The sequence below is a fragment of the Plantactinospora sp. B6F1 genome, from assembly GCF_040120695.1.
In the GTDB taxonomy this organism is placed as follows: domain Bacteria; phylum Actinomycetota; class Actinomycetes; order Mycobacteriales; family Micromonosporaceae; genus Plantactinospora.
On record NZ_JBEEAC010000005.1, the window covers coordinates 240672 to 265633 of the forward strand.

Consider the following 24962-nt stretch of genomic DNA (forward strand, 5'->3'; position numbering starts at 1 on the left):
CAGTCCTATTCCCGCTCCCGGATTTCGGGCAGGTGTTTCAGCTCATGGCCGGTTCGCGCTCCGGCGAGGAACAATGGGCCGGACATGCCACTGTCAATGCGCTCAGCCGCCCGCTGAGCGAGGATCCGAACCGGGGAGTCCACCGTGTCATTGCCCCCGCTCGTCGAGCCCGCCGCCGAGCTGACCGTTGACGAGATCCGCCGCTACTCACGCCACCTGATCATCCCGGACGTCGGGGTCGAGGGGCAGAAGCGGCTGAAGAACGCCCGGGTGCTCTGCGTCGGCGCCGGCGGCCTCGGCTCGCCCGCCCTGTTGTACCTGGCCGCGGCCGGGGTCGGCACGCTGGGCATCATCGATTTCGACACCGTCGACGAGTCGAACCTGCAACGGCAGATCATCCACGGCGTCTCGGACATCGGCCGGTCGAAGGCCGAGTCCGCCGCGTCGAGCATCCGCGAGATCAACCCGCTGGTACGGGTCGAGATCCACGACACCACCCTGGACCGGGACAACGTGCTGGAGATCTTCGGCCAGTACGACCTGATCGTCGACGGTACGGACAACTTCGCCACCCGCTACATGGTCAACGACGCGGCCGTACTGCTCGGCAAGCCGTACGTCTGGGGGTCGATCTACCGGTTCGACGGGCAGGCGTCGGTGTTCTGGGCCGAGCACGGCCCCTGCTACCGCTGCCTCTACCCGGAGCCGCCGCCGCCCGGCATGGTGCCGTCCTGCGCCGAGGGCGGTGTGCTCGGTGTGCTCTGCGCGTCGGTCGGCGCGATCCAGGTGACCGAGGCGATCAAGCTGCTGACCGGGATCGGCGAGCCGCTGGTCGGCCGGCTGACGGTCTACGACGCGCTGGAGATGTCGTACCGGAAGATCAAGGTCCGCAAGGACCCGAACTGCGCGCTCTGCGGGGAGAACCCGACCGTCACCGAGCTGCTGGCCGACTACGAGGACTTCTGCGGTGGGGTGTCGCCGGAGGCCGAGGAGGCGGTGGCCGACTCCACCATCACGGTCCGGGAGCTGAAGGAGTGGCAGGACGCCGGCAAGGACATCTTCCTGGTCGACGTCCGGGAACCGGCGGAGTACGAGATCGTCCGCATCCCCGGCGCGACGCTGATCCCGAAGGGTGACATCCTCTCCGGCGCCGCCCTGGCCACGTTGCCGCAGGACAGGCAGATCGTGCTGCACTGCAAGTCCGGCGTACGGTCCGCCGAGGCGCTGGCCGCGCTGAAGGCCGCCGGGTTCCGGGACGCGGTGCACGTCCGTGGCGGAGTGCTCTCCTGGATCAAGCAGATCGACCCGTCGTTGCCCGCCTACTGAACCTTTTTCAACCTCCCCCTTGCGGTCCGTCGGAGCGCACGGTCGGACGCGGTGTGTGAGCGCCGCGCGGTTCAGGTTGAGAAAGGTTCACTGATCCGCACCGGGCCCGGCCCGGTCACCGGCGACGCGGGGCAGTTCCCTTCCGGAACTGCCCCGCGTCGCGTTGCCGACAGCATCCCTGATGCCTCATGTAGTAGATGTACTATCTTCTCGCACAGTTATTGGACGAGGAGGTGTAGATCTATGACCATGGCCGAGACTCCGGGCCGAATCTCCGAGCCCGTCGGGTCGCCGGTCGAGCAGCCCGTGCTGGACGTCCGTGATCTGCGGATGCGCTACGGCAGCACGGACGTGCTGACCGGCGTCACGTTCACCGCCCGGACCGGCGAGGTGCTGGCGCTGCTCGGCCCCAACGGTGCCGGTAAGACGACCACCATCGAGATCCTGGAGGGGTTCCGGATGCGGTCGGCCGGCGAGGTCACCGTGCTCGGGGTGGACCCGGCGCACGGCGACGAGCGGTGGCGGGCCCGGCTGGGCGTGGTGCTCCAGTCCTGGCGCGACCACGCCAAATGGCGGGTGCGCGAGCTGCTCGCCCACCTCGGCTCGTACTACCGGCCCTACTCGACCGACCGGATCCGCCGCCCGTGGGACGTCGACGAGCTGGTCGACGCCGTCGGGCTCAACGCGCACGCCGGCAAGCGGGTCGGCCAGCTCTCCGGCGGGCAGCGGCGGCGGCTGGACGTCGCGATCGGCATCGTCGGCCGCCCCGAGCTGCTCTTCCTCGACGAGCCCACGGCCGGGTTCGACCCGGAGGCCCGGCGCGAGTTCCACGAACTGGTGCACCGGCTCACCGACCTGGAGCAGACCACGATCCTGCTCACCACGCACGACCTTGACGAGGCCGAGAAGCTGGCCGACCGGATCCTGATCCTGGCCGGCGGCTCGATCGTCGCCGACGGCTCGGCTGACCAGCTGTCCCGGCGGATCTCCGCGGAGGCCGAGGTCAAGTGGAGCCGGGACGGGCAGCGGTTCGTGCACGCCACCACCGACGCCACCAGGTTCGTCCGGGAGCTGTTCCAGCAGTACGGCGACGCCGTCGCCGACCTGGAGGTCCGCCGGGCGAGCCTGGAGGACACCTACATGGCGATGGTCCGCGAGGTCGAGTCCGGCCGGAGCCTCGCCACGCTGCGCGAGTTCGAGGAGGCGGGCCGATGAACCCGATGGTGACGGCGCTGCGGGCCGGGCTGCGTCGCGGCGGGATCGAGGTGCGGCAGAGCCTGGTCAGCGTGCAGGACCTGTGGAACTACTTCTTCCCCAACCTGGTGTTCCTGGTCGTCATGTTCTTCATGCGGGACGCCACGGTGCCCGGCACGAGCTTCTCGCTCGGCGGCCGTACGCTGCCCAGTCTGCTCGGCGGCGGGCTGGCGTTCAGCGCGCTGGTGACGATGATGATGACGCTCACCGTGGAGCGCGAGGACGGCACCCTGCTGCGGGCCAAGGCGATCCCTAACGGCATGCTCGGCTATCTGGTCGGCAAGGTGGTGCAGGTCTCCGGGATGGCGCTGATCAGCTCCGTCATCCTGTTGGTCCCCGGAGTGTTCCTGGTGGACGGCGTGCAACTGCGCGGTCCCGGCGCCTGGCTGACCCTGCTCTGGGTACTCGTCCTCGGCCTGGTCGCCTGCCTGCCGCTCGGCGCGGTCCTCGGCTCGCTCTTCGCCAACCCCCGCAACGTCGGGGTCATCATGTTGCCTATGATGGGCCTCGTCGCGACCTCGGGGATCTTCTATCCGATCACCAACTTCCCGGGCTGGTTGCAGTGGATCGGCCAGGCGTTCCCGGTCTACTGGCTGGGCCTGGGCACCCGGTCGGCACTGCTGCCGCCCGAGCTGGCGGCGGTCGAGATCGGTGGGTCCTGGCGGCACCTGGAGACGTTCGGCATGCTCGCCGGCTGGGTCGTGCTGGGTCTGGTGGTGGCGCCGATCGTGTTGCGCCGGATGGCCCGGCGGGAATCCGGTTCGAGCGTCGCCGCTCGGAAGGAGAAGGCGATGCAGAGGATCGCTTGATGAGCGAGGCGATCTACAACCGCATCGCGGTGCTCCGGGCCGAGCGCGGGATCTCCCGCCGGGATCTCGCCGACGCGCTCGGGGTGCACTACCAGACGGTCGGTTACCTGGAACGCGGCGAATACAACCCGAGCCTGCACCTGGCACTTCGGATAGCGCGTTACTTCGAGGTCCCGGTGGAGGTGGTCTTCTCCACCGAGCCCTTCCCCCGGATCGGGGCCGCCGAACGGGCCTCGGCCTGAGGCCACCGGACGGGCTTCGACCCGAGCCGGCGGCCCGGCACCCGCCGGTCGGCCGGCTCGGACCGGCGGCACCGGGTCGCTCAGACCAGCAGCACCAGGTCGTCGCGGTGCACGACCTCGCGCTCGTAGCCGGGGCCGAGGGCGGCGGCGAGTTCCGTGGTGGAGCGGCCCAGCAGGCCGGGCAACTCCACCGCGTCGTAGTTGACAAGTCCCCGGGCGACCGCCGCCCCGGCGTCGTCCACCAGGTCGACCGGATCTCCGGCGGTGAAGGTGCCGTCGACCGCCGTGATCCCGGCGGGCAGCAGGGACTTGCGCCGGGCCACCACCGCCTGCACCGCGCCGGGGTCGAGGTGCAGCCGCCCCCGGGGCGAGGTGGCGTGGGCCAGCCAGAAGAGCCGGGCCGCCGGGCGTTGGCGTACCCGGTGGAAGAGCGTGCCGACCGGCTCGCCGGCCAGGGCCGCGGGTGCCAGCGGCGCGGCGGTCAGCACCACCGGGATACCGAAGCCGGTGGCGATCCGGGCCGCCTCCACCTTGGTGACCATGCCGCCGGTGCCGACCCCGGCCCGGCTGGCCCGGCCGACCGCCACGTCGGCGAGGTCCTGCTCGTCGCGGACCTCCTCGACGCGTACCGTGCCGGGGCGGGCAGGGTCGCCGGTGTAGAGGGCGTCCACGTCGGAGAGGAGTACCAGCAGGTCGGCGTGGACCAGGGCGGCCACCAGGGCGGCCAGCCGATCGTTGTCGCCGAACCGGATCTCGTCGGTGGCCACGGTGTCGTTCTCGTTGACGATCGGCACCGCGCCCAGATCGAGCAGTTTGCGCAGGGTCCGGTAGGCGTTGCGGTAGTGCGCCCGCCGGGTCACGTCGTCGACGGTGAGCAGCACCTGACCGACCCGACGGCCGTGCCGGGCGAAACCGGCGGAGTAGCGGCCGATCAGCAGGCCCTGCCCGACGCTCGCCGCGGCCTGCTGGGTGGCCAGGTCACGGGGACGGGCGGCCAGCCCGAGCGGGGCCAGGCCGGCGGCGATCGCCCCGGACGAGACCAGGACCAGCTCCCGCCGGTCCGCCGGGCCGACCCGCCTGCGGCCCGCCCCGGTCGGTCGGGCGTCGAGCTCGGCCGGTGGGGCGCCGGCAGGTCCGTCGGCCAGCCAGTTGGCGAGTACGTCGGCCAGCGCGTCGACCCGCGCCACGTCCAGGCCGCCGGCCGCGGTGGTCAGCGAGGACGAGCCGACCTTGACCACGATCCGGCGAGCTGTGGTAACTGCTTCCCGCACCCGCCCATTCTGCGGTGCCCGGATCCGCCCGCCCCGCCGGCCCGCCCGGCACTCCCATATCGTGGCAGGTCATGACGCCGGAGGAGTACGTCGAAGAGGTGCTCGCGCTGGTCGAGCGCATCCCACCGGGCCGGGTGATGTCGTACGGCGCGATCGCCGACCACCTGGCCGAGCGGTCCGGCCGGGCGTCGGCCCGACTGGTCGGATCGATCATGGCGCGGCACGGTGCTGCGGTGCCCTGGTACCGGGTGGTCAACTCGGCCGGCCGGCTGCCGCCGGGACACGAGGCCGAGGCCCGGGCCCGGCTGGCCGCCGAGGGTACCCCGCTGCGCGCCGCCGGGGTCGACATGGCGGCGGCCCACTGGCAACCGGCCGACTGACCGGCGCCCCAGCCGCCGAGCCGCCGAGCCGGTGCTGCGGTGCTGCGGTGCTGCGGTGCTGCGGTCAGCCCACCAGGGAGACCGGCTGGGCGCTGCGGCGCAGGATGCGGTCCTTGTCCGGGCCGCCCGGCACGGTCACCAGCAGGCAACCCGAGCGGGGCGCCACCGAGGCCCGGGAGCCGAGCAGTTGGGCGCTGCGCACCAGCACCGCGGCGAGTTCGGTGTCGCAGATGCGTACCCCGAGAATGGTGGTCCGGACGTGTCGGCCGGCGGCGAGCAGCGCGGCGCGCCAGGCGGCGGCGGCCAGCGCCTGTCGGCGGGCGTGCCGGGGCGCGGACGCGCCGACGGCGGCCGGGTCGAGCAGGGCCGTCCGACCCTGCCGCCAGCCCATCGACAGTACGGCCGGCTGCCCGGGCTCGGTGAGGTGCAGCCGGTGCAGTTCGTAGCGGCGGCGGACCCCGGCGGTGATCCGCTCCGGCCGGGCCGGCATGCCGAGCCGGCTCAGCAGTTCGGCCAGCCGGGTGGCGGCCGCCTCCGAGCTGAACTCGGCCACCATGCCGGCCGGCTGCCGCAGCCCGTCCACCCGGATGCACCGGATCAGGCACGCCGCCTCGAAGGCGTCCGCCAGCGACGCTCGGTCCAGCACGCTGATTCCGCCGGACGGCCGTCGGGGCGGCCGCGTCGAGGCGTACGCTGCGGTGCTCCAGACCATCTCTACCGCCCCCCGTCCTCGCGACGACAACTGCTTCCAACGGTGGCCGTTGGCGCGCCGGGGCGGTAGACATCGGTCGAAGGCTTGAGCAAAATTTGCGCTGAGTGTCGATCATCGCCGGGGTGGTGGGGTGGGCGGGGCACGGTGGCCGCGACGTGCCGGCCGGGGACGGCCCGGTCGGCGGCTCGGCGCGCTCGCCGCGACGCTCGCCGTGGTCACGGTGGCGATGCCGGCCACCGTCGCCTGCACCTCGCCGGCGGCCGAGCCGACCAGACTGCGCATCGCGACCGGCAGCGCCACCGCGGTCTACTACGCCGTCGGTCAGTCACTGGCGACCATCCTCAACCGGGAGTTGCCGGACGTGACGGCGAGCGTGGTGGTGACCGCCGCGTCGGCGGAGAACGTCTCGCTGGTCTCCACCGGCCAGGCCGAACTGGGTTTCACCCAGGCCGACATCCTGGCCGCCGAGCCGGGCCGGAGCGCCGGGCTGAGCGCCGTCGCCCGGGTCTACGACGACCTGCTGCACCTGGTCACGCTGAGCCAGGAGCCGATCCGGCAGTTGACGGACCTGCGCGGCAAGCGGGTGGCGATCGGCGCGCCGGGCTCCGGCACCGCGATCACCGCCGAACGCCTGCTCCGGGTCGCCGAGGTCGACGACAAGCTGGCCGAGACGCTCCGGTTCGGCATCGACGACTCGGTCGCGGCGCTGCGGGCCGGCAAGATCGACGCGTTCTTCTTCTCCGGCGGCCTGCCGGTCAAGGCGGTGGCCGACTTCGCCGCGCAGACCCGGGCCCGTTTCGTCGACCTTGGACAGTGGGTCGAGCCGCTGCGCCAGGTCTACCGCGAGGTGTACGTGCAGCGGGACATCCCCGCCTCGGCGTACGGGTCGGCGCCGGTGACCACTGTGGCGGTACCCAACTATCTGGTGGTGGCCACCAGCATGCCGGAGCAGCTCGTCTACGACGTGACCCGGCTGCTGATGCAGCGCCGGGACGAACTCAGCAGCGCCCACCCGGCCGCCGCCCGCCTGAACCCCCAGTCGGCGATCACCACCACCCCGTTGGCGCTGCATCCGGGTGCCGCCCGCTACTACCAGACGCACAAGCCCTGACCGACCCCCGCTGCGCCGGGCCGGGTCACCCCTCGCCGGATCGGAACCAGACGTCGGCGGTGAGCCCGGTCGGCTCGGCGGGTCGCATGGTGAGGCGACCGCCGGAGGCGTCGACGAGTACGGCCACGATGGTCAGGCCGAGCCCCGCCCCGTCGATGTTCTGGGTGTCCGGCGCCCGCCAGAACCGTTCGGTAGAGGACTCCAGTTGGGCACCGGTCATCCCCGGCCCGTCGTCGGTGACCCGGACCACCACCCCGTCGTCGGCGCGGTGCACCGAGACCTCGACCCGGCCGCCGGAATGGCCGAACTTGACGGCGTTGTCGATCAGCGCGTCCAGCACCTGGTCCACGGCGGTACGCACGGCCCGGGCGGGCACCGGGCCGGTGACCGGGACGAGGGTGAGGGTGATGCCCCGGTGGTTGGCCAGCGGCTGCCAGGCGGCGACCCGGGACCGGACCACCGCCGCCGCGTCGACCACCACCATGGTGTGCTCGGCCCGCTCGGCACGGGCCAGGGTGAGCAGCCCGTCGAGTACCTGGGCGAGCCGGTCGGTCTCCTCCAGCGCCAGCCGGTGCTCGTCTCGGCCGTACTCGTCGGTCAGGCTCGGCCCGAGTTCCTCGACCCGCAGCCGCAGCGCGGTCAGCGGGTTGCGAAGCTGGTGGCTGGCGTGCGCGACGAAGGCCCGCTGCCGTTCCAGGGCGTCGGCGACGGCGTCGGCCATCTCGTTGAAGCTGGTGGCGAGTCGGCGCAGTTCGGGCGGACCCTGCTGGGTGGGTACCCGGGCCAGGCCGTCACCGGCCGCGATGTCGTGGGTCACCACGTCGAGTACGGTCACCGGTCGCAGCACCCAGCCGGCCAGCCGGAACGCCGTCATCACCCCGGCGGAGACGGCGAGCAGCCCGACGGCGGCCAGGGCCGCCCACCAGACGGTGACGGTCCGGCGTACCCGTTCGGTGGCGGAGACGGTGATGACGGCACCGATCACCTCGCCACCGTCGTTGACCGGTACGGCCACCACCAGCGGACCGACCTGCCAGGGCCAGAGCACATCCGGGACGGTCATCTGCCGGCCGGCGAGGGCGCCGAAGATCGCCCGATCGGTCAGCTCGGAGCCCATCCGTGGGCTGGCGGAGGCGACCACCTTCCGCCGTTCCCGGTCGACCACCGCGGCGGTGATCCCGTACAGCTCCTGGTAGCGCTGCAACTCGTCGGTGATCGCGCTGACCGCGCCGGTACGCAGCGCGGGACCGGAGAGCGAGGCGAACCGGTTGGCGTCGGCGAGCCGGTCCGCCCTGATCCGTTCGGTCTCCCGGTTGGCGAGGGTGATCGCCAGCGGGGTCTCCAGGGCGAGCAGGACCAGGATCATGAGCAGCGAGTAACTGAAGACCAGGCGGCGGCGCACGTACGGGCTCCGGTCACTCGGCCCGGAGCCGGTAGCCGACACCACGCACGGTCTGCACCAGGTCGGGGTCGCCGAGCTTGCCGCGCAGCGAGCCGACGTGTACCTCCACGGTGTGCCGGGCGGCGCCGGTGGTCGGCCAGACGTCGAGGACGATCCGCTCGTGCGGCACCACCACGCCCGGCTGGCGGGCGAGCGAGACCAGGACGTCGAACTCCTTGCGGGTCAGGGTGACCCCGGTGCCGCCCACCGTGACCAGCCGGCCCGCGACGTCGATCCAGATCGGGCCGACCTCGACGACCTCGGGTCGCGGGCCGCCGGCCCTGGCCCGGCGCAGCACCGCGACGATCCGGGCCTCCAGCTCGGCCATCGAGAACGGCTTCACCACGTAGTCGTCGGCACCCATCCGCAGCCCGATCACCCGGTCGCGCTCCTCGCCCCGGGCGGTGACCGCGATGATGCCGAGCTGCGCGCTGCGTTGCCGCAGCGCCCGGCACACCTCCACCCCGTCGCCGTCCGGCAGGGTGAGGTCGAGCAGCACCAGGTCACAGGGGGCGGCGGCGAGCGCGGCGGCGGCGGTGCCGGCCCGCTCGACGTCGTACCCGCGCCGGGACAGGGCGGCGGCCATCGCACCGGCCACCCGGGTGTCGTCCTCGACCAACAGGATGCGCATGCCGGCCGCTCCTCGTCTGTCGTACCAGCCGCAGCGATCATCCCGCATCGACGCGGCCGAACACAGCGCGGCGGAACGCCGGAACACTCAAGATTGGCTCAAGGACCGGCTTCACGCCGCTACGTGATCGTCACACGAGGGCTCCAAGGTGGTTGCTGTCCGAGGCCAGCACCCCGGTCAACAGACCCAGGTACACCGTGCCGACGCACGGCGTGTACGTCTCGCGGCACTTCTTCGCCAGCCTGTGGGTGTTCGCACCGACCAACACCCCACGCCCGACGACCACCGGAGGCGCCTGGGCGGTGTAGCACTCCGGACCGGCCCCGGGACAGCGGCCACCGACTGACAGCGGTCAGTACTTGCGCGACGGCTCCGCCGGCCCGGCGCCCGGCACGCTCGCGGGCGGCGCCGGTTGCAGGGCCTCCAGCGCCCGGCTGACGCCCAGGCCGGCGAGGACCGCCAGCGCGAAGACGACCGTCGACAGCCACCGGGGGGCATCCGCGACGAGGATGGTCATCTGCACCAGGCTCAGCAGGACGACCCCCAGCACGGTGCCCGCGAAGCCGCCCCGCCCGCCGGCCACGCTCACGCCGCCGAGCAGGACGGCGCCGGCCACGAACGCCAGCTGGCCGATGTCGGCCGATAGGGTTGTGGCGCCGATCCGGCCGGCGAGCAGGACTCCGGCCGCGCCCGCGATCAGGCTGGAACCGCCCAGGCCGATGACCGCGCCCAGCAGCCGTGCGCCGAACGGCGACGGCGGCTCCCCGGCGACGACACGGTTGCCGCTCAGCGCCCGCCGCACCGCCGGGATCGACCACACCACCGCGCCGCCGATCGACAGCAGGAGAAACAGCACCAGCCACCCGGCCGCGGCACCGTCGGACCGGATCCAACCTTCCCTCGCGAGCCGCTGCGGACCGCCGCTCCCGGTGGCGGCGAGCAGGATGCCCTGCGTCAGCGCCAGCCCGCCCAGCGACACCGCCCACCCGGGCGCCTGCAGCAGCCCGGCGACCAGGCCCATCCCGAGACCGATGAACGCCGCGGCGGCGATCGCGGCGACCGCCGCGACGAGGACCGGGGCGCCGGCGTCGAGCACCTCCGCGTACGTCAGGCCGGCAAGGGCCGCGACGGCGACGACCGCGAGGTTGGGCGTGGCGGTGCGCAGCGACAGCGCGAAAGCGGTCGCCAGCAGGCCGGCGGAGGCGATGTTGAACACCAGCGGCGACACCCGCGACCCGTCTTGGGTGTACCACACCACCGCGGCGACGACGGTCAGCGCCAGCAGCGCCGCCTCCCAGAACAGGTGCGGCCGAAGAAAGCCACCGGAACGGGACGTGACCGGTCCGGCGGGTGCCGACGGTTGTGCAGGCGTGAAAACCACAGCGATTCCTCCCTTGTGCGGAGGCTGACACTAACCCCCAGGTCACCGCGGATGCACGAGCCCGGATACCTAACCTCGGTCTTTCGCTAACTGTTGATCAAGGCCGTGCCGCCCCGTTGTTGATCTCTTCTGGCGGGTCGATCAGCGATGGACATGGTGACGACCCGACGCGGTGGTCGGGTTCCTCCAACGGTTCGCCGGGGCTGGGACGTGTTGTTCAGCAGAGCGGTCTTGGTAGCGCGGTGAGGCGGGCGTACGCGGTGACCAGGTGATCGGCCCAGGGCCAGCGCTCGGCGATGCGGAGCCGGGTGCGGCGGGCTGAGCGGGTCAGCCGGGCTGGCACGTGCAGCAGTCGGTAGCGCAGCTTCTTGGGTTCGGCTCGGGCGAGTTCGCCGTCGAGCAGTCAGTGTTGCGTCCGGGCGAGCAGGTCGATGCCGGTGAGGGCGAGTTCCAGCCAGGCGGTGTTGATGGCGAACACTCGTGACGGGAAGCGGCCGAAGCCGGTGTCTTTACCGGTGCGGATGCGGTCTTCCGCGCGGGCGTGGGCGCGGTGGCGGGCCTCCGCGCCGCGCAACACCTGAGTCGAAAGCGCGCGGCGCAGTGGGATTCCAAAGCGCCCGTTCCTCTCGATCGGCCGTGGCGATGGTCGTCCTCGCGGGCTATGGCGACTCCTGCAAGGGCCAGACCTCGACGACGCCCTGGGCAACCGCGCATGGTGTTTTCGACACCAGCTGGATGGCTTCCTCCATCGTCGCGGCTTCGATGATCGCGAACCCCGCCACCGGGAGTGCAGACGACATGAAGGAGCCGTTCGACACGGTGATGCCAGCGTCGTCGTGGTTCCGCACCTGTGCGGGCTCGCCGGCAATACCCATGTCGACTCCCGCCTCGCGCAGGCGCGCATCATGCGCGTGCGCCTTCTCGCGTACTGCGGCATCAGTGCGGGCGTAACCGTCCTGGTCGCCGTACCCGATCGTCACGAACTTGGCCACAAGCGGACCCCTCCTTTGGTTCGCATCGACTGCGACGCTGTCGACGACGCAGGCGACATGGCGAGCGCAGCACTATGCGCTGTCCTTGATGCCGTAACGCAGGTCGACCACACCGTTGCTGAACCGCCGCTCGTCCAGCAGCTCCAGGTCGACACGCACATCGTCGGGGATGCCCATCCGAGGCCTCCTTACTCTTCAACAACCGCTTGCGCTTTGCAAGCAGTTCGCCGACCGTAGCGTAGACTGCTCTCAGAACGCAACCAGTCGCTGAGGAGGGATTGGAGTGGCCGTCGCATCCCGCTCGGGTTGCCCGATCAACCTGTCGCTTGAGGTCTTCGGCGACAGGTGGAGTTTGCTGATCCTGCGCGACATGATCTTCGGCGGGCAGCGGCACTTCCGCGAGCTGCTCAACGGCTCGCAGGAACGCATAGCCTCCAACATCCTGGCCGCCCGGCTGAAACACCTGGTCGGACTCGGCATGCTCACCAAACACCCCGATCCCGGGCACAAGCAGAAAGCCATCTACAGCCTGACCGAGGCGGCCATCCAGCTCATCCCGGTGATGGCGGCGCTGGGCGGCTGGGGCCGCCGCTGGTTGCCGGTCACCGAGGACCTATCAATCCGGGCGCAGTTGCTGGAAGAAGGCGGCCCGGAACTCCACGAGCGGTTCATGGCCGAGCTCCGCGAAGAACACCTCGGCATCCCCGCCGAGCCGCCCCCCGCCGGCAAGACCGTGCGCGAACGCCTGCACGGGGCCTACCCGGCCGTGACCGATCGGCATCCTGGACCGTCGGCATGACACTCGCTCCCGGCCAGCAATCGGCCCGGCGGCCGCCGTCCTGATCTACCGGTTGCTCTCCTGCTGGCTCGTCGTCCCGGTCGGCGGTATCGCAGCGGCGATGCTCCGTCGTGGCCACAGATTGGCCGGAAACCCGGCGCTCAAGCTCGGGGTGGATCCGGCGGCGGCAGGTCCCGTCCTCGAATCCGCTGGTCATGGCCGTGGCAGGCTGGGCGAACCAGCTGGGGAGGATGTCGGGAGTGGCTCGGGATGATCGAAATCCGTAGCTTCGCGGATACTGACCGCGCCACGTTGCGTGAGCTGTTCGGCCGGGCCGGCGAGGGCTCTCCGTCTTCCTTGTTGTGGGGGCACGAGGAGTCGGAGGCGGCCATGTACCTGGAGCCGTACATGAGCCGGGAACCGGACTCGCTGTTCGTCGCCGTGACGGGTGGCCGTGTCGTCGGCTACCTGGCGGGGTGCCTGGACAGCTCGACCTTCCCCAGCGAAAGGGAGCGCATGGAGAGGGCGATCGCGACGTACAGGCTGGTGTTCCGACCCAGGCCCGCAGCGTTCTTCGCTCGTGGCATGGTCGACATGGCGTCGGCCGCGCTGCGGCGGAGGCCGACCGCAGAGGGCTTCGACGATGCCCGTTGGCCGGCTCACCTGCACATCAACGTGACGCCCCCGGCCCGGGGGACCGGTGCCGCCGACGGCCTGATGAGGCGATGGTTCGACCGACTCGTCCAGACCGGCTCGCCCGGGTGCCACCTGCAGACCCTGGCCGAGAACACGCGTGCGGTGCGGTTCTTCGAGCGCGCCGGCTTCGCCAGACATGGTCCGACTCCGTTGGTCCCCGGTGCCAGGCAGGGCGGCAGGCACCTGCACCAGCAGACGATGGTCTGGCAGCCCTGACCGGCCGGGCGGCACCGACATGACCCCCGGCGAATGGTGGCCGGTCGTGCTACACCGATCGGCCACCATCGCCGTACGAAAGCGGGAGCACGGCCACACGAAAGCGGGAGCGCGCAGGCAAGATCGAGGCCGATAGCATCCCGGCGCATGGACGCCGTGTCCGGCACTCGCGCCGACCCCTCCGAGTCCCCGGCCGGGGTGATCCTGCCGCGCCGGGTGCACGCCGGGTACGCCCTCGGTTCACTGGCCACCGGCGCCTTCGGTACGGTGCCCGGCCTGGTGCTGCTGCCGTACCTGACCGACACCCTGGGCGTGGCCGCCGGGGTGGCCGCACTGCTGGTGCTGCTGCCGAAGGCGTGGGACGTGCTGGTGAACCCGGTCGCCGGGCGGATCTCGGACCGGACCCGGTCCCGCTGGGGCGCCCGCCGGCCGTACCTGCTCGGTGGTGGGCTCGGCCTCGCCGTACTCTTCGCCGCCATCTTCGCGGCGCCGTTTCCGCCCGGCCCGGCCGCCGCCGGGTACGTCGCGCTGGCGTTCCTGTTGACCGCGACCGCGTTCGCCTTCTTCCAGGTGCCGTACGTCGCCATGCCGGCCGAGCTGACCGACGACTACACCGAGCGGACCCGGCTGATGACCTGGCGGGTCGCGGTACTGGCCCTGGCCATCCTGGTCTCCGGCGCACTCGCCCCGATGGTGGTGGGCGCGGGGGGTGACGGGGTACCCGGGCACCGCTGGTTGGGGCTCTTCGTGGCGGTACTGATCGCGGTCGGTGCGGTCGGCGCGTTCCTCGGTACCCGGTCCGCCCCGACCGGACCGGTGGTGGCGAGCGAGCCGAGCCTGCGGGCCCAGCTCGCGATCGCCGCCGCCAACCGGCCGTTTCGGCTGCTGCTGATCTGCTTCGTGGTCCAGGCGGCCGGGATCGCGACCGTGCTGGCCGGGGTCAACTACTTCGCCGAGCACGTCCTACGGGACCCGAAGACCGGGCCGACGCTGCTCTTCGCGTGTTTCGTCGGCCCGGCGCTGCTGGTGATGCCGCTCTGGAGCCGGGCCGGTGCCCGGCTGGGCAAGCCCGGGGCGTTCACCGTGGCGTCGCTGATCTTCGCGGCCGGCGCGCTGACCCTGGTCGCCGCGCCGGTGCTGCCGGCCCCGGTGGTCTATCTGGTCGTCGCGGCGATCGGCTGCGGGTACGCCGGCCAGCAGGTCTTCGGGCTGGCGATGCTGCCGGACTGCATCGCCTACGACACCGCCCGCACCGGTCGCCGCCAGGCCGGGGTCTTCACCGGGGTGTGGACGGCCGGCGAGACCTTCGGGTTGGCCCTCGGGCCGGGGATCTACGGCCTGGTGCTGCAACTGACCGGCTACGTCTCCTCGTCGACCGGTCAGGCGGCAGCACAGTCCGGCACCGCCCGGGCCGGCGTGCTGATCGGCTTCACCGTGCTACCCGCCCTCCTGGTCGGGCTAGCCGTCCTGACCATGCGCAACTACGACCTCACCCCGCAACGACTGGCGGCGGCCTCGGCCGGCGACCCGCAGCGGTAGCCGGGGTCACCTCCCCCAGTCGCTGGCGAGTCGTTCGTACGCCACTCTTGCGGCCCAGCACATACCGGTGTGATCCGGTGGCCTGCCACACGATCGGCAGTTGCCGCCGTTGCTGACGTGCCGCAGGAGCACGCTGCGCATCTCGGCCCGCTCGACGGACTCCGGCACGGGTACCGGTCCAGGGTCGGTCAGCGGTACGGGCTGGGGCGGTAGGTCGTCACTGAACACCCGCGTCCTCCTTCGTCCCCGGACGGCAGGTCCGGCCACGGAGCCCTCGTGTCACGTAGCCGGACCGCCTTCCGCCCCACCTGGTTTGCCGACCGGAGGGGGCTTAACAGGAGGGTGCCATGGCTGCCATGGCTAGGCAGGGGTCCACGGGGAGTGGTCTACTGGATTCGCCGACCGGAGGGGATTTCAGTAGTGGCTCCCTATTCGTCTATTTATGAACGAATCGCCGATGAAATGGCGGAGCGGATCGCGTCCGGGGAGTTCCCGCCCGGAGCCAAGCTCCCGACCCGTGCCGAGCTGTGCGCGGAGTATGAGGTCTCGGACTTCGTGGCGGATCGTGTCTTCCTGACGCTCAAGCTGCGCGGCCTGACGGAGACCGTTCCCGGGCGTGGCGTCTACGTGAAGAAGGACTGAGCGGCCCGGACCACGGCAGGAATCCGTGCCGTGGTCTGCGGTTACGACCCGCTCACCAGGGGCGTTGCAGCTGTTACGGTGGCCGCCATGATCGACGCGTTGCCGCCGGTGGGCGTACCCGCGGACAAGGTGCTGGCCGAACTGGGCGAGCTGCGCGCCGCCGACCTGCCGACGCACGGTGGCCGGCTCTTCGCCTACGTCTACGACTCCGCCGTACCCGGGCTGGACGAGTTGGCACACTCGGCGTACGCGCTGGCGGCGCACGTGAACGGGCTGGATCCGACCGCCTTTCCGTCCCTGCTGGCGCTGGAGAACGCACTCGTCGGCGCGGCCGCCCGACTGCTCGGCGCCGGGCCGGGCACGGCGGCGCCGGAGGTCGTCGGCAGTGTCACCGGCGGTGGCACCGAGTCGCTGATCCTGGCCGTCAAGGCGGCCCGGGACGCCCGGCCGGAGGTGACCCGCCCCCGGCTGGTGGTGCCGACCAGCGGGCACGCCGCGTTCGCCAAGGCGGCGCACTACCTCGGGCTCACTCTCGACCAGGTGCCGGTCTCGGCCCGGACGCTCCGCCCGGCGCCCGGGGAGGTCGCCGCCGCGATCGGCCCGGACACCGTACTGGTCGCCTGCTCGGCGCCGTCGTATCCGTACGGGGTGGTGGATCCGGTCGCCGAGATCGCCGAGGTCGCCGCCGCGGCCGGGGTGCGCTGCCACGTGGACGCCTGCTTCGGCGGCTGGACCCTGCCCTATCTGCGCCGGCTCGGTGTGCCGGTGCCGCCGTTCGACTTCCGCCTGCCGGGAGTCACCTCGATCTCGGTGGACCTGCACAAGTACGCGTACGCCCCGAAGGGCGTCTCGGTGCTGCTGCACCGCGATCCGGAGCTGCGCCGGTCGCAGTACTTCGCCTTCGCCGGCTGGCCCGGCTACACGATGGTCAACCCGGTGATCTCGTCCACCCGCTCCGGCGGACCGATCGCCGGGGCGTACGCCACCCTGCGGCACCTCGGTGACGCCGGCTACCTGACCCTGGCCGAGCAGACCCTGGCGGCGGTACGCGGACTGGTCGACGCCGTCCGGGGCGTGCAGGGGCTGCGGCTGGTCGCCGAGCCGGAGTCGACGGTGGTCTGCTTCACCGGCACCGATCCCGGGCTGGACCTGTTCGTCCTCGCCGACGAGCTGACCCGGCGTGGCTGGCACACCCAGCCCCAGCTCTCGTACGCCGGTCTGCCCGCCAACATCCACCTGTCGGTGACCGCCTCCGTGGCGCCCCGGGTGGCGGAGTTCGGCGCGGACCTGCGGGCGGCGGTGGCGGACGCCCGGGCGGCCGGCCCGGTCGAGCTGCCCGCCGAACTGCTGGAGACGCTGCGCACGCTGACCCCGGAGCGACTCACCCCGGAACTCGTCGCCGGGGTGGCCGCCGGGCTGGGCCTGGACCCGGCGGCGGCCGGCCGGCCGCCGGAGCGGATGGCGCCGGTCAACACCGTTCTGGACGCGGCACCGGTCCCGGTCCGGGAGCGGCTGCTGGCCGAGTTCCTCGGCCTGCTCCAGCGCCCCGCGTACTGAGCCGGAGCGGCGGCGAGCCATCGACGAATGTTGCCGTCAGGTATTTACTGTTAACAATCCTACCTTTATCTTGAGGAGACCTTCCGGATGAAGTAAGGAGCCCACGATGCGAAGAACCGTGCTCCTGGCGGTCACGACGGTGGCGACCGTCGTCTCCGCCCTCCTCGTGGCCCCGCAGGCCGCCCAGGCCCACGGCTACATCTCCTCGCCACCGAGCCGGCAGGCGCTCTGCGCCCAGCGGGCGGTGTCGTTCGACTGCGGTCAGATCCAGTGGGAGCCGCAGAGCGTGGAGGGCCCCAAGGGGCTGCGCAACTGCCACGCCAACATCGGGCACTTCGCGGTGCTCAACGACGACAGCCGGCCCTGGCCGGCCACCTCCGTCGGGCAGACGGTGACCTTCAACTGGGTGCTGACCGCCCGGCACGCCACCAGCACCTGGGAGTACTACATCGGCGGCTCCCGGCTCGCCGTCTTCGACGACGGCGGACGGCAGCCCGGCGCCACCGTCTCGCACACCGTCAGCATGGCCGGCCGGAGCGGCCGGCAGAAACTGCTGGCGATCTGGAACATCGCCGACACCGCGAACGCCTTCTACGCCTGCGTCGACCTCCAGATCGGCGGCGGTAGCGGCAACCCCACCCCCACCCCGACCCCGACCCGCACCACCGCCCCGCCCACCCCGCCGGCGACCACCGCACCGCCGGCCGGCGGAACCTGGCAGGCCGGCACGACGTACCAGGTCGGTAGCCAGGTGACCTACGGCGGCGTGACGTACCGCTGCCGTCAGGCGCACACCGCGATCGCCGGTTGGGAACCGCCGAACGTACCGGCGCTCTGGCAGCGCGTCTGACGCCGAGCCCACCGGGACGTACCCGTCGCGGATACGGACCCGTACCCCCTGCGGGTCCGTATCCGCCACAGGTCCGCTCCCGAAGGCGTAGCACCTGGAGACGAGGCCATGGACCGCTTCCGCCGTACCCTGATCGTCGCGGTGCTGTCGCTGCTCGGCGGCTGCGCGTCCGCACCGGCCGGGACCGGCGGGCCGGACGCGGCGCCGGCACCCGCGCCGACCGGCTCCACCCCGGCGTCGGCCGCGCCCAGCGGCGCCTTCAACGACACCGACGTGATGTTCCTGCAGATGATGGTGACCTCGCACGGCCAGGGACTTGCCCTGGTCCGGCTCGCGCCCGGCCGCGCGCAGCGGGAGGAGCTGAAGATCCTGGCCGCCGCGATCGACGTCACCCAGGAGGCCGAACAGCGGACCATGCGAACCTGGCTGCGCGGCTGGGGCCGGAGCAGCACGGCGGACCCGCAGGCACACGCGCACGCCGACCACGGCGGGCTGCCGGTGCTCGGGCCGGCGCAGCTCGCGGCGCTCTCCCGCAGCAGCGGGGCGAGGTTCGAGACCGACTTCCTCAACCTGCTGATCGGGCACCAGCACAACGCCGTCGAGCTGGCCCGGATGGAGACGAGGTCCGGCATCCACCCCGAGGTGCGCGAGCTGGCCCGGCGGATCGACCTGTCCCGGACCGCCCAGATCGACCAGATGCTCAAGATGCTGCCGCCGGCTGGCTAGCGGGCCGGACGGTCGGGGCCGGTCCTGTGGTTCACTGTCGGGTGGGCGACGGGAAGGAGGCCGGCCGTGCAGCTACCCGCGGTGCTCGGTGAACCGATCCGGTTCGTGCTCAACTGGGGTCGGCGCTACTCGCTCTGGGTCTTCAACTTCGGGCTGGCCTGCTGCGCGATCGAGTTCATCGCGACCAGCATGGGCCGGCACGACTTCATCCGGCTCGGCGTGATCCCGTTCGCGCACGGCCCCCGCCAGGCCGACCTGATGGTGGTCTCCGGGACGGTCACAGACAAGATGGCCCCGGCGATCAAGCGGCTCTACGACCAGATGCCCGAACCGAAGTACGTGATCTCGTTCGGCGCCTGCTCCAACTGCGGCGGCCCGTACTGGGACTCCTACTCGGTGACCAAGGGCGTGGACCAGATCATCCCGGTCGACGTCTACGTGCCGGGCTGCCCGCCGCGCCCGGAGGCGCTGCTGCACGGGATCCTGCGATTGCAGGACAAGATCGCCGCCGAGCGGTCCGGCATCGGCGGCGTGGCCCGCCCCGACGAACTCGCCTCGCCGGTCGACCGGGCCGGCTCGTCGAGCATGTCGGGCGGCCGGGTCGGCTCGTCAGGAGGTCGGGCCGGCTCGCCGAACGACCCGGCCGGCTCGCCGGTCGGGCGGAGTGCCGAGTCGCTCACCGCGCCGTCGGTGCCGCCACCGGCCGCGCCGCAGTGACGGGTGGCGGCGCGGGACTAGCCTAGCGATCATGGCTAGTACCATTGATCAACGGGCAGAGTGGCTGGTTGACGTACTGATCGCCGAGTTCGGCGAGTCGATGGTCGGCGACCCGGCCGCGTTCCGGCGCAAGTTCCGGAAGATGGCCGCCTCGCCGTTCGCGTTCTACCGGGGCAGCGCCTCGGTCTTCTACGCCGACCTGGTCGGCGACTTCGCCGACGAGCGGTTCATCGACGACCGGACCGGCCGGGTCTGGATCCACGGCGACCTGCACGCGGAGAACTTCGGGACCTACATGAACGGCTCTGGGCAGCTCGTCTTCAACGTCAACGACTTCGACGAGGCGTACGTCGGGCCGTTCTCCTGGGACCTGAAGCGTTTCGCGGCCAGCGTCGCCCTGCTCGGGTACGCCAAGGCGCTCTCCGACTCCGCCATCGGCGACCTGGTCACCCGCTTCGCCGCCGCGTACCTGACCGAGCTGCGGGCGATCGCCGACGGCGGCGACGACGCGATCGGCTCGATCCGGCTGGACAACGCCGACGGGGTGCTCCGGCGGGTGCTCCAGCAGGCCCGGCTGCGCACCCGGGTCGACCTGCTGGCCCAGCAGACCACCGTCGACCAGTACGAGCGGCGGTTCTCCCTCGGCGAGGGGGTGTACGAGGTGGACCGGGACGTCCGGGCCGGCGTCGTCGCGGCGTTCGAGCGCTATCTGGGTACGCTGCCGTCGGCCACCGCCGACCATCGCCCGGTGGCGGCGCAGATCAAGGACGTGGTGCTGCGCAAGGGAGTGGGGATCGGCTCGGCCGGGCTGCCGTCGTACAACCTGCTGCTGGAGGGGCACACCCAGGCGCTGGAGAACGACGTCGTGATCTACATGAAGCGGGCCCAGGTGCCGGCGGTGGCCCGGTACGTCACCGACGACGGGGTCCGGAGCTACTTCCGGCACCAGGGACACCGGACGGCCGAGTCGCAGCGGGCGTTGCAGGCGCATGCCGACCCGTGGCTGGGCTTCACCGAGCTGGACGGGCACGGCCAACTCGTCGCCGAGGTCTCCCCGTACGCCACCGACCTGGACTGGTCGGACGTGAACGAGCCGGAGGAACTGGCCGGGGTCCTCGACGACCTGGGCCGGGCAGTGGCCCGGATGCACTCGGTCGCGGACGACGAGTCCAGTCACGACCTGGTCGACTTCTCCACAGAGGAGGCGATCGTCGCCGCGATCGCCGCCGACGAGGCCGGGTTCGTCGCGCACCTGGTCGACTTCGCCCATGCGTACGGGACCCGGGCGCGGCAGGACCATCAGATCTTCGTTGACCTGTTCCGCAACAATCGACTACCCGGCCTGTAGCGCCGCTACCCGGCCTGTAGCGCTGCGGCGCGGCCCGGCGACGTCGTCCTATCGAGGGGAGCGCGGCGATGTTCACGAGCCTGACCAACGACGATCCGCGGCAGGTCGGCGGCTACCCGCTGCGGGCCCGGCTCGGGTTCGGCGGCATGGGGCAGGTCTACCTCTCGTTCACCCCCGGCGGGCGCCCGGTGGCGTTGAAGGTCGTTCGGCCGGAGTACGCCGACGACCGCGAGTTCCGGCGGCGTTTCGCCGAAGAGGTCCGCGCGGCGCAGCGGGTGAACGGCGTCTACACCGCCCAGCTCATCGACGCCGCCGACCCGGAGGCCGAGGTCCCCTGGTTGGCCAGCGCGTACGTTCCCGGTCCCACCCTGCACGAGGCGGTACGGGAGCACGGCCCGCTACCGAGCGGCACCGTACGCCCGCTGGTCGCGGCGGTCGCGATGTCGTTGCAGGCCATCCACTCGGCAGGGGTGGTGCACCGGGATCTCGCCCCCCGCAACGTGGTACTCGCCGCCGACGGCCCTCGGGTCATCGACTTCGGTATCGCCCGCGCCATCGACTCGACCCACCTCACCCTCAGTCACACCCCGCTCGGCACGCCCTCGTTCATGGCTCCGGAGCAGGCCAACGGCCTGTCCCTGACCCCGGCGGCGGACGTCTTCAGTCTCGGCGCGGTCGCCTACTTCGCGGCCACCGGGCGGACCGCCTTCGGCGACGGCAACTACCTGAGCGTGCTGCGTCGGGTGGTGGAGGCGGAGGCGGACCTGACGGGCTGCCCGGCCGAGCTGCGCGCACTGGTCGTGGCGTGCCTGCGCAAGGAGCCGGCCGACCGGCCGAGCACCGCCGAGGTGGTGGAGGCGTGCGGCGGAACGCCACGATTCGCCACCGGCTGGCTGCCCGCCTCGGTCAGCACCGACATCGCCGCCCGCGGCGCCGCCGTGGCCGCCGTGGCGGCCGGGCCGCCGGTGACCGTGCCCGCGACGTCGGGCGTACCGCCGCAGGCCGGACCGGCGGCGGTGCCCGTCCCGCCGCGCCGGCTCGGCCGGCTGGCCGCGTTCGCCACCGTGCTCGTCCTGCTGGGCGTGGCCGGTGGCATCGCGATCAACTCGTTCCGCGACAGCGGGGAACCGGTCGGCGAGCAGACCGGACCGGCGAGCGGAGCCAGCCCCACCGGCGGAGCGGCCGGGACCCCGACCCCGACGCCGCCGCCGGGCACCCCGTCCCCCAGCACGTCCCCGAGCCCCGACCCGGCATCCGAGCCACAGTGGAGCGGGACCGTCCGGATCAACGGCGACGGGGTGGACCTGGACCCGGTGCCGCCGGCCATCACCCCCCACTCCGGCCACCAGGACGAGCTTCGGCTCTCCGCGGCCGGAGCCACCACCCTGAGGGTCGCGAGTTCGGAACCGGGTCTGGCGACCTGGACCGGAGGCGACGTGCCGACGCCCGCCCAGTGCGCGGAGCTGACCTCCACCCAGGGAGTGTCCTCACTCTCCGTCGCCAAGGACGACGTGCTCTGCGTCGCGACCGACGACGGACGCGTGGCGCTGGCCACCATCGTCTCGGTCACCCGCAACTTCACGACGGGACTCACCGCGCGGGTCACGGTCTGGCCGGTGCCGGACGGGTCCTGAGCGGGAGCGCCGCCCGGCCGGTTGCCTGCCCGGCCGGTCGCCCGCCAGGTCGTCCCCCGGCCGATCGCCTGCCCGGCCGGTCGTCCGGTCAGCTCCGGCTGTCGATGAAGGCCCGGATCTCGCGTACGAGGGGATGCTCGGCACCCAGCGCGGCCCTGGCCCGCGCCGCCAGCCGGACCAGGCGCATCGCGGCGACCGCCTCCTCGCCCAGCCCCGACCTGGCGCGGATCCGGCCGAACTCGGCCGCGAACGCGACCGGATCGTCGACGGGTCCGGTGTTCCGCAGCTGGTGCGCCAGCCCGGTGAAGTGCCGGTCCGCCTCGACGTAGCGGCCCTGCCGGAGCAGCAGCTCACCGTGCCGCAGCTCGGGTGGGTCGGGATTGGGCCGGGTGGTGCCCCCGGACGCGGGCCGGGAAACCCCGGTCGGCGGGCGTACGCCGGTCACCATCGCTCGTTCCCGTGCGAGTTCCCGGGCGGGGTCGATCGTTTCCGCGGCGGCGTCCACGGTCTCCCCGGCCGGATCCGGGATGTCGTGGCCGGCCGGCGCACCCTGACGCCCGGGCCGGTCGATGTCGTGCGCGGCCGGTGCGGAGGCGAGCGCGGCCAGGCCGTCGCGGACCTCACCGGCGGTCGGCCGGGCCGAGGGATTCTTGGCGAGCATGCTGTGGACCAGGCGGGCCAGCTCCGGGGGAGCCTCCGGGCAGCGCACCGTCACCGGCTCCGGCTCGGTGTGCTGGACCCGATGGGCGAACTCGCCGTAGCTGCCGACGGTGCCGAACGGTGGCCCGCCGGTGAGCAGCGCGTGCAGCACCGCCCCGAAGGCGTGCACGTCGGCCGGGGCGCCGGGATCCTCACCCCGGTACTGCTCCGGTGACATGTAGGCGAGCGTGCCCATCTTGACTCCCGGCGCGGTGAGCCGGGGCAGGGACGAGTCGGGGAGTACGGCCAGCCCGAAGTCACAGATCTTGATCGTTCCGTCCCCGTCCAGTACGAGGTTGGGCGGCTTGAGATCGCGGTGCAGTACCGGGGTGGCCGCGCCGTGCAGGCTCGCCAGCGCGTCGGCGACCGGCAGGCCGTAGCGGAGCGTCCGCTGCACCGGCAGATGCCGCCGTTCGCGCAGCAGGCGGGCGAGATCCGGGCCGGCCAGGTGCTCCATCACGACGAAGGCGCGCCCGTCGTGCCAGTCGAAGTCGAAGACCATCACCACGTTCGGGTGCTTGATCCGGGCCAGCACCCTGGCCTCGCGCTCGAACCGGGCGAACTGCTCCGAGTCGAAGGTGGTCGGCAGCAGCTTGACCGCTACGGTCCGGCGCAGGTGCTCGTCGTGTGCGGCGTACACGGCGCCCTGGCCGCCCCGCCCGAGACGCCGGGAGAGTCGGTAACGTCCCTTGAGTCGGATCCCCGCCGTGTTCATCGGGGAACGCCCGGGTTCACCTGCGGCCTGGCCGGTGGAACTCGGTCACCTCGGTCGCCTCCGCCGCCACCTTCGACTGCTGGGCCGGGACGCCCGGCTCGGCGTCGAAGACGTACCTCCGTCCGGAGGCGACCAACTCGACGCCGTCACAGAGCACCACCACCTGACCACGGCGCAGCGTCCAGGTGCGGCCCGGCGGAATCCGTCTCGCCGGGACCTCGCGCGGGGCGGCCTCGGCCCGATCCTCCGGGCTGACCGGACTGACCGGGCTGTCTGGACGGAGCCAGGTGCCGTTCCGGCTGAGATCGCGGACGCTGATCCTCGATCCGTCCCAGGCCAACTCGACATGCTCCCGGCTGATCCGGCTCAGTGCCGCCTCGTCCAGCATCGGTCCGGTCAGCGCGACACCCGGGCCCGTCGGCGCCCGCCCGACCACCATCGGCGTCCCCGCCACCAGCATGAACCGGCGCTGCGAGACGCCGTCGACCCGGACCTTCAACTGGATCCGGGACGGGGCCGGGCCGAGGTCGGCCATCCGCTCGCGGTGGGTGGGGCAGCGGACGACCGCACCGTCGAACACCGGCGGCGGCTGACCGCCGACCGGATCCGGGCCGAACATCGGGCAGTCCGGTGTCGGGCACCGCCAGAGCCGGGTCAACAACTCGCGCCGGGCACCGGTGCCGGTGCGGCGGTCGTACATCCGCGCCTCCACCAGACGGTCCTGCTCCTCCTTGCGGGAGATCTCCCACTCGGCGGGCGTCGGCATGGTGCGCGGCACGATCCCGACCCCGATGCCGCCGGGGCCGGGCAGCTGCCGGAAGAACCGGTCGCGGTTCCCCGGAATCCAGGGGTACGCCCGATAGTCGCCCATGTACCGGTCGTCGCTGATCACCAGGAGCCCGGCGGTGTCCGCGAGCTCGAGAATCCGGTCGTCGGCCCGTGGCCGTACCTCGATGAGGCGTCTGCGGAACCAGCGGTGCAGGGTCGACCGCTCCCGGGCGGTCAGCGCGGAATGTCGCAGCAGCGAGCGGTCCGTGACCGCGTACACCGACACCGACCGGTCCCCGGTGTGTGTGACCAGCGCGGTGAGGAGTTCGAGGAAGCGCTGGAGGTTGGCCTCGCGGTCGTCGCAGAGCCGTCGGTCGCGGACGACGTTGGAGAGGTCGACCACGTACTCCGCGTCCCAGGGGTCGAGGGTCAGATGACGCTCCGCCTCCATCCGCCAACGCTATCAGCCGGGCCGCGCACCGGGCCGCGCCCGCGATGCGGGTGCCGTCCGGCTCAGCGTCCGGACC

26 protein-coding genes and 1 pseudogene are annotated in these 24962 nt (G+C 72.2%); 16 read left to right on the top strand and 11 right to left on the bottom strand.

Annotated features, from left to right (window positions below; genetic code table 11):
- The first annotated feature begins 144 nt into the window (after nt 1-144).
- The 4 genes from moeZ to ABNF97_RS10365 all read left to right on the top strand — a co-directional run bounded on the left by moeZ (nt 145) and on the right by ABNF97_RS10365 (nt 3631).
- Complete coding sequence (moeZ, locus tag ABNF97_RS10350) at nt 145-1326, top strand: adenylyltransferase/sulfurtransferase MoeZ (RefSeq protein ID WP_130461871.1); 1182 nt, start codon at nt 145-147, stop codon at nt 1324-1326.
- A 243-nt stretch (nt 1327-1569) separates the two neighbouring features.
- A complete protein-coding gene (locus tag ABNF97_RS10355) occupies nt 1570-2541 on the top strand; it encodes an ABC transporter ATP-binding protein (protein WP_130461872.1) in 972 nt (323 codons plus the stop codon).
- The gene (locus tag ABNF97_RS10360) at nt 2538-3389 is read left to right on the top strand and encodes an ABC transporter permease (protein ID WP_130461873.1); all 852 of its coding nucleotides are present in this window, start codon (nt 2538-2540) and stop codon (nt 3387-3389) included. Before ABNF97_RS10355 ends, ABNF97_RS10360 begins: the two co-directional genes overlap by 4 nt.
- Nucleotides 3389-3631, top strand: coding sequence for a helix-turn-helix domain-containing protein (locus tag ABNF97_RS10365; RefSeq protein ID WP_130461874.1), 243 nt, complete (start codon nt 3389-3391; stop codon nt 3629-3631). Before ABNF97_RS10360 ends, ABNF97_RS10365 begins: the two co-directional genes overlap by 1 nt.
- Before the next feature lie 80 nt (nt 3632-3711).
- Here ABNF97_RS10365 and proB read toward each other — a convergent pair whose 3' ends face one another.
- Nucleotides 3712-4902 carry a glutamate 5-kinase gene (gene proB / locus ABNF97_RS10370; RefSeq protein WP_349338388.1) on the bottom strand — a complete coding sequence of 397 codons (1191 nt, stop codon included), beginning with the start codon at nt 4900-4902 and terminating at the stop codon, nt 3712-3714.
- Nucleotides 4903-4973: 71 nt separating this feature from the next.
- On the opposite strand from proB, the gene ABNF97_RS10375 reads away from it, so the two are divergent.
- The gene (locus ABNF97_RS10375) at nt 4974-5282 is read left to right on the top strand and encodes an MGMT family protein (protein WP_130461876.1); all 309 of its coding nucleotides are present in this window, start codon (nt 4974-4976) and stop codon (nt 5280-5282) included.
- A 64-nt stretch (nt 5283-5346) separates the two neighbouring features.
- On the opposite strand, the gene ABNF97_RS10380 is transcribed toward ABNF97_RS10375, so the two are convergent.
- Nucleotides 5347-5994, bottom strand: coding sequence for a hypothetical protein (locus ABNF97_RS10380; protein WP_486484569.1), 648 nt, complete (start codon nt 5992-5994; stop codon nt 5347-5349).
- 130 nt (nt 5995-6124) lie between these two features.
- Between ABNF97_RS10380 and ABNF97_RS10385 the strand changes: the two genes are divergently transcribed.
- Nucleotides 6125-7105: a TAXI family TRAP transporter solute-binding subunit gene (locus tag ABNF97_RS10385; protein ID WP_349338390.1), complete on the top strand. Its 981-nt coding sequence runs from the start codon at nt 6125-6127 to the stop codon at nt 7103-7105.
- Nucleotides 7106-7130: 25 nt separating this feature from the next.
- Here ABNF97_RS10385 and ABNF97_RS10390 read toward each other — a convergent pair whose 3' ends face one another.
- From ABNF97_RS10390 to ABNF97_RS10415, 6 genes and pseudogenes are all read right to left on the bottom strand, one after another.
- On the bottom strand, nt 7131-8507 hold the full coding sequence (locus ABNF97_RS10390; protein WP_349338391.1) for a sensor histidine kinase: 1377 nt from the start codon (nt 8505-8507) through the stop codon (nt 7131-7133).
- Between the two features lie 13 nt (nt 8508-8520).
- Nucleotides 8521-9177, bottom strand: a complete 657-nt coding sequence (locus ABNF97_RS10395; protein WP_349338392.1) for a response regulator transcription factor — start codon at nt 9175-9177, stop codon at nt 8521-8523.
- Nucleotides 9178-9307: 130 nt separating this feature from the next.
- Nucleotides 9308-9463 (bottom strand): hypothetical protein, encoded by a 156-nt coding sequence (locus tag ABNF97_RS10400; protein ID WP_165436658.1) that lies wholly within the window; start codon nt 9461-9463, stop codon nt 9308-9310.
- Nucleotides 9464-9529: 66 nt separating this feature from the next.
- Nucleotides 9530-10558, bottom strand: a complete 1029-nt coding sequence (locus ABNF97_RS10405; RefSeq protein WP_165436659.1) for an ABC transporter permease — start codon at nt 10556-10558, stop codon at nt 9530-9532.
- 217 nt (nt 10559-10775) lie between these two features.
- Nucleotides 10776-11120, bottom strand: a pseudogene (locus ABNF97_RS10410) (transposase); the annotation flags it as partial.
- A 97-nt stretch (nt 11121-11217) separates the two neighbouring features.
- On the bottom strand, nt 11218-11550 hold the full coding sequence (locus tag ABNF97_RS10415) for a YciI family protein (RefSeq protein WP_130461880.1): 333 nt from the start codon (nt 11548-11550) through the stop codon (nt 11218-11220).
- Nucleotides 11551-11833: 283 nt separating this feature from the next.
- On the opposite strand from ABNF97_RS10415, the gene ABNF97_RS10420 reads away from it, so the two are divergent.
- The 3 genes from ABNF97_RS10420 (at nt 11834) to ABNF97_RS10430 (ending at nt 14779) form a co-directional block, all read left to right on the top strand.
- Entirely contained in the window at nt 11834-12349 is a 516-nt protein-coding gene (locus ABNF97_RS10420) for a winged helix-turn-helix transcriptional regulator (RefSeq protein WP_130461881.1), read from the top strand.
- 249 nt (nt 12350-12598) lie between these two features.
- Nucleotides 12599-13240 (top strand): GNAT family N-acetyltransferase, encoded by a 642-nt coding sequence (locus ABNF97_RS10425; RefSeq protein WP_349338393.1) that lies wholly within the window; start codon nt 12599-12601, stop codon nt 13238-13240.
- Between the two features lie 147 nt (nt 13241-13387).
- Nucleotides 13388-14779, top strand: a complete 1392-nt coding sequence (locus tag ABNF97_RS10430; protein ID WP_349338394.1) for an MFS transporter — start codon at nt 13388-13390, stop codon at nt 14777-14779.
- A gap of 6 nt (nt 14780-14785) precedes the next feature.
- On the opposite strand, the gene ABNF97_RS10435 is transcribed toward ABNF97_RS10430, so the two are convergent.
- Nucleotides 14786-15007 carry a hypothetical protein gene (locus ABNF97_RS10435; RefSeq protein WP_349338395.1) on the bottom strand — a complete coding sequence of 74 codons (222 nt, stop codon included), beginning with the start codon at nt 15005-15007 and terminating at the stop codon, nt 14786-14788.
- 192 nt (nt 15008-15199) lie between these two features.
- Here ABNF97_RS10435 and ABNF97_RS10440 point away from each other — a divergent pair, with 192 nt between their 5' ends.
- The 7 genes from ABNF97_RS10440 (at nt 15200) to ABNF97_RS10470 (ending at nt 22253) form a co-directional block, all read left to right on the top strand.
- Complete coding sequence (locus ABNF97_RS10440) at nt 15200-15421, top strand: winged helix-turn-helix domain-containing protein (RefSeq protein ID WP_349338396.1); 222 nt, start codon at nt 15200-15202, stop codon at nt 15419-15421.
- A gap of 87 nt (nt 15422-15508) precedes the next feature.
- Nucleotides 15509-16978 carry a pyridoxal phosphate-dependent decarboxylase family protein gene (locus ABNF97_RS10445; RefSeq protein WP_349338397.1) on the top strand — a complete coding sequence of 490 codons (1470 nt, stop codon included), beginning with the start codon at nt 15509-15511 and terminating at the stop codon, nt 16976-16978.
- A gap of 106 nt (nt 16979-17084) precedes the next feature.
- On the top strand, nt 17085-17828 hold the full coding sequence (locus ABNF97_RS10450; RefSeq protein WP_130461884.1) for a lytic polysaccharide monooxygenase: 744 nt from the start codon (nt 17085-17087) through the stop codon (nt 17826-17828).
- 108 nt (nt 17829-17936) lie between these two features.
- Complete coding sequence (locus ABNF97_RS10455) at nt 17937-18554, top strand: DUF305 domain-containing protein (RefSeq protein WP_130461885.1); 618 nt, start codon at nt 17937-17939, stop codon at nt 18552-18554.
- 66 nt (nt 18555-18620) lie between these two features.
- Nucleotides 18621-19271 (top strand): NADH-quinone oxidoreductase subunit NuoB, encoded by a 651-nt coding sequence (locus ABNF97_RS10460; RefSeq protein WP_130461886.1) that lies wholly within the window; start codon nt 18621-18623, stop codon nt 19269-19271.
- Between the two features lie 31 nt (nt 19272-19302).
- Entirely contained in the window at nt 19303-20619 is a 1317-nt protein-coding gene (locus ABNF97_RS10465) for a DUF2252 domain-containing protein (protein ID WP_349338398.1), read from the top strand.
- Nucleotides 20620-20687: 68 nt separating this feature from the next.
- On the top strand, nt 20688-22253 hold the full coding sequence (locus ABNF97_RS10470; RefSeq protein WP_349338399.1) for a serine/threonine-protein kinase: 1566 nt from the start codon (nt 20688-20690) through the stop codon (nt 22251-22253).
- An 88-nt stretch (nt 22254-22341) separates the two neighbouring features.
- On the opposite strand, the gene ABNF97_RS10475 is transcribed toward ABNF97_RS10470, so the two are convergent.
- Both ABNF97_RS10475 and ABNF97_RS10480 read right to left on the bottom strand, forming a co-directional pair.
- A complete protein-coding gene (locus ABNF97_RS10475; RefSeq protein ID WP_349338400.1) occupies nt 22342-23667 on the bottom strand; it encodes a serine/threonine-protein kinase in 1326 nt (441 codons plus the stop codon).
- A gap of 16 nt (nt 23668-23683) precedes the next feature.
- The gene (locus ABNF97_RS10480) at nt 23684-24886 is read right to left on the bottom strand and encodes an FHA domain-containing protein (RefSeq protein WP_349338401.1); all 1203 of its coding nucleotides are present in this window, start codon (nt 24884-24886) and stop codon (nt 23684-23686) included.
- Between the last annotated feature and the right edge of the window lie 76 nt (nt 24887-24962).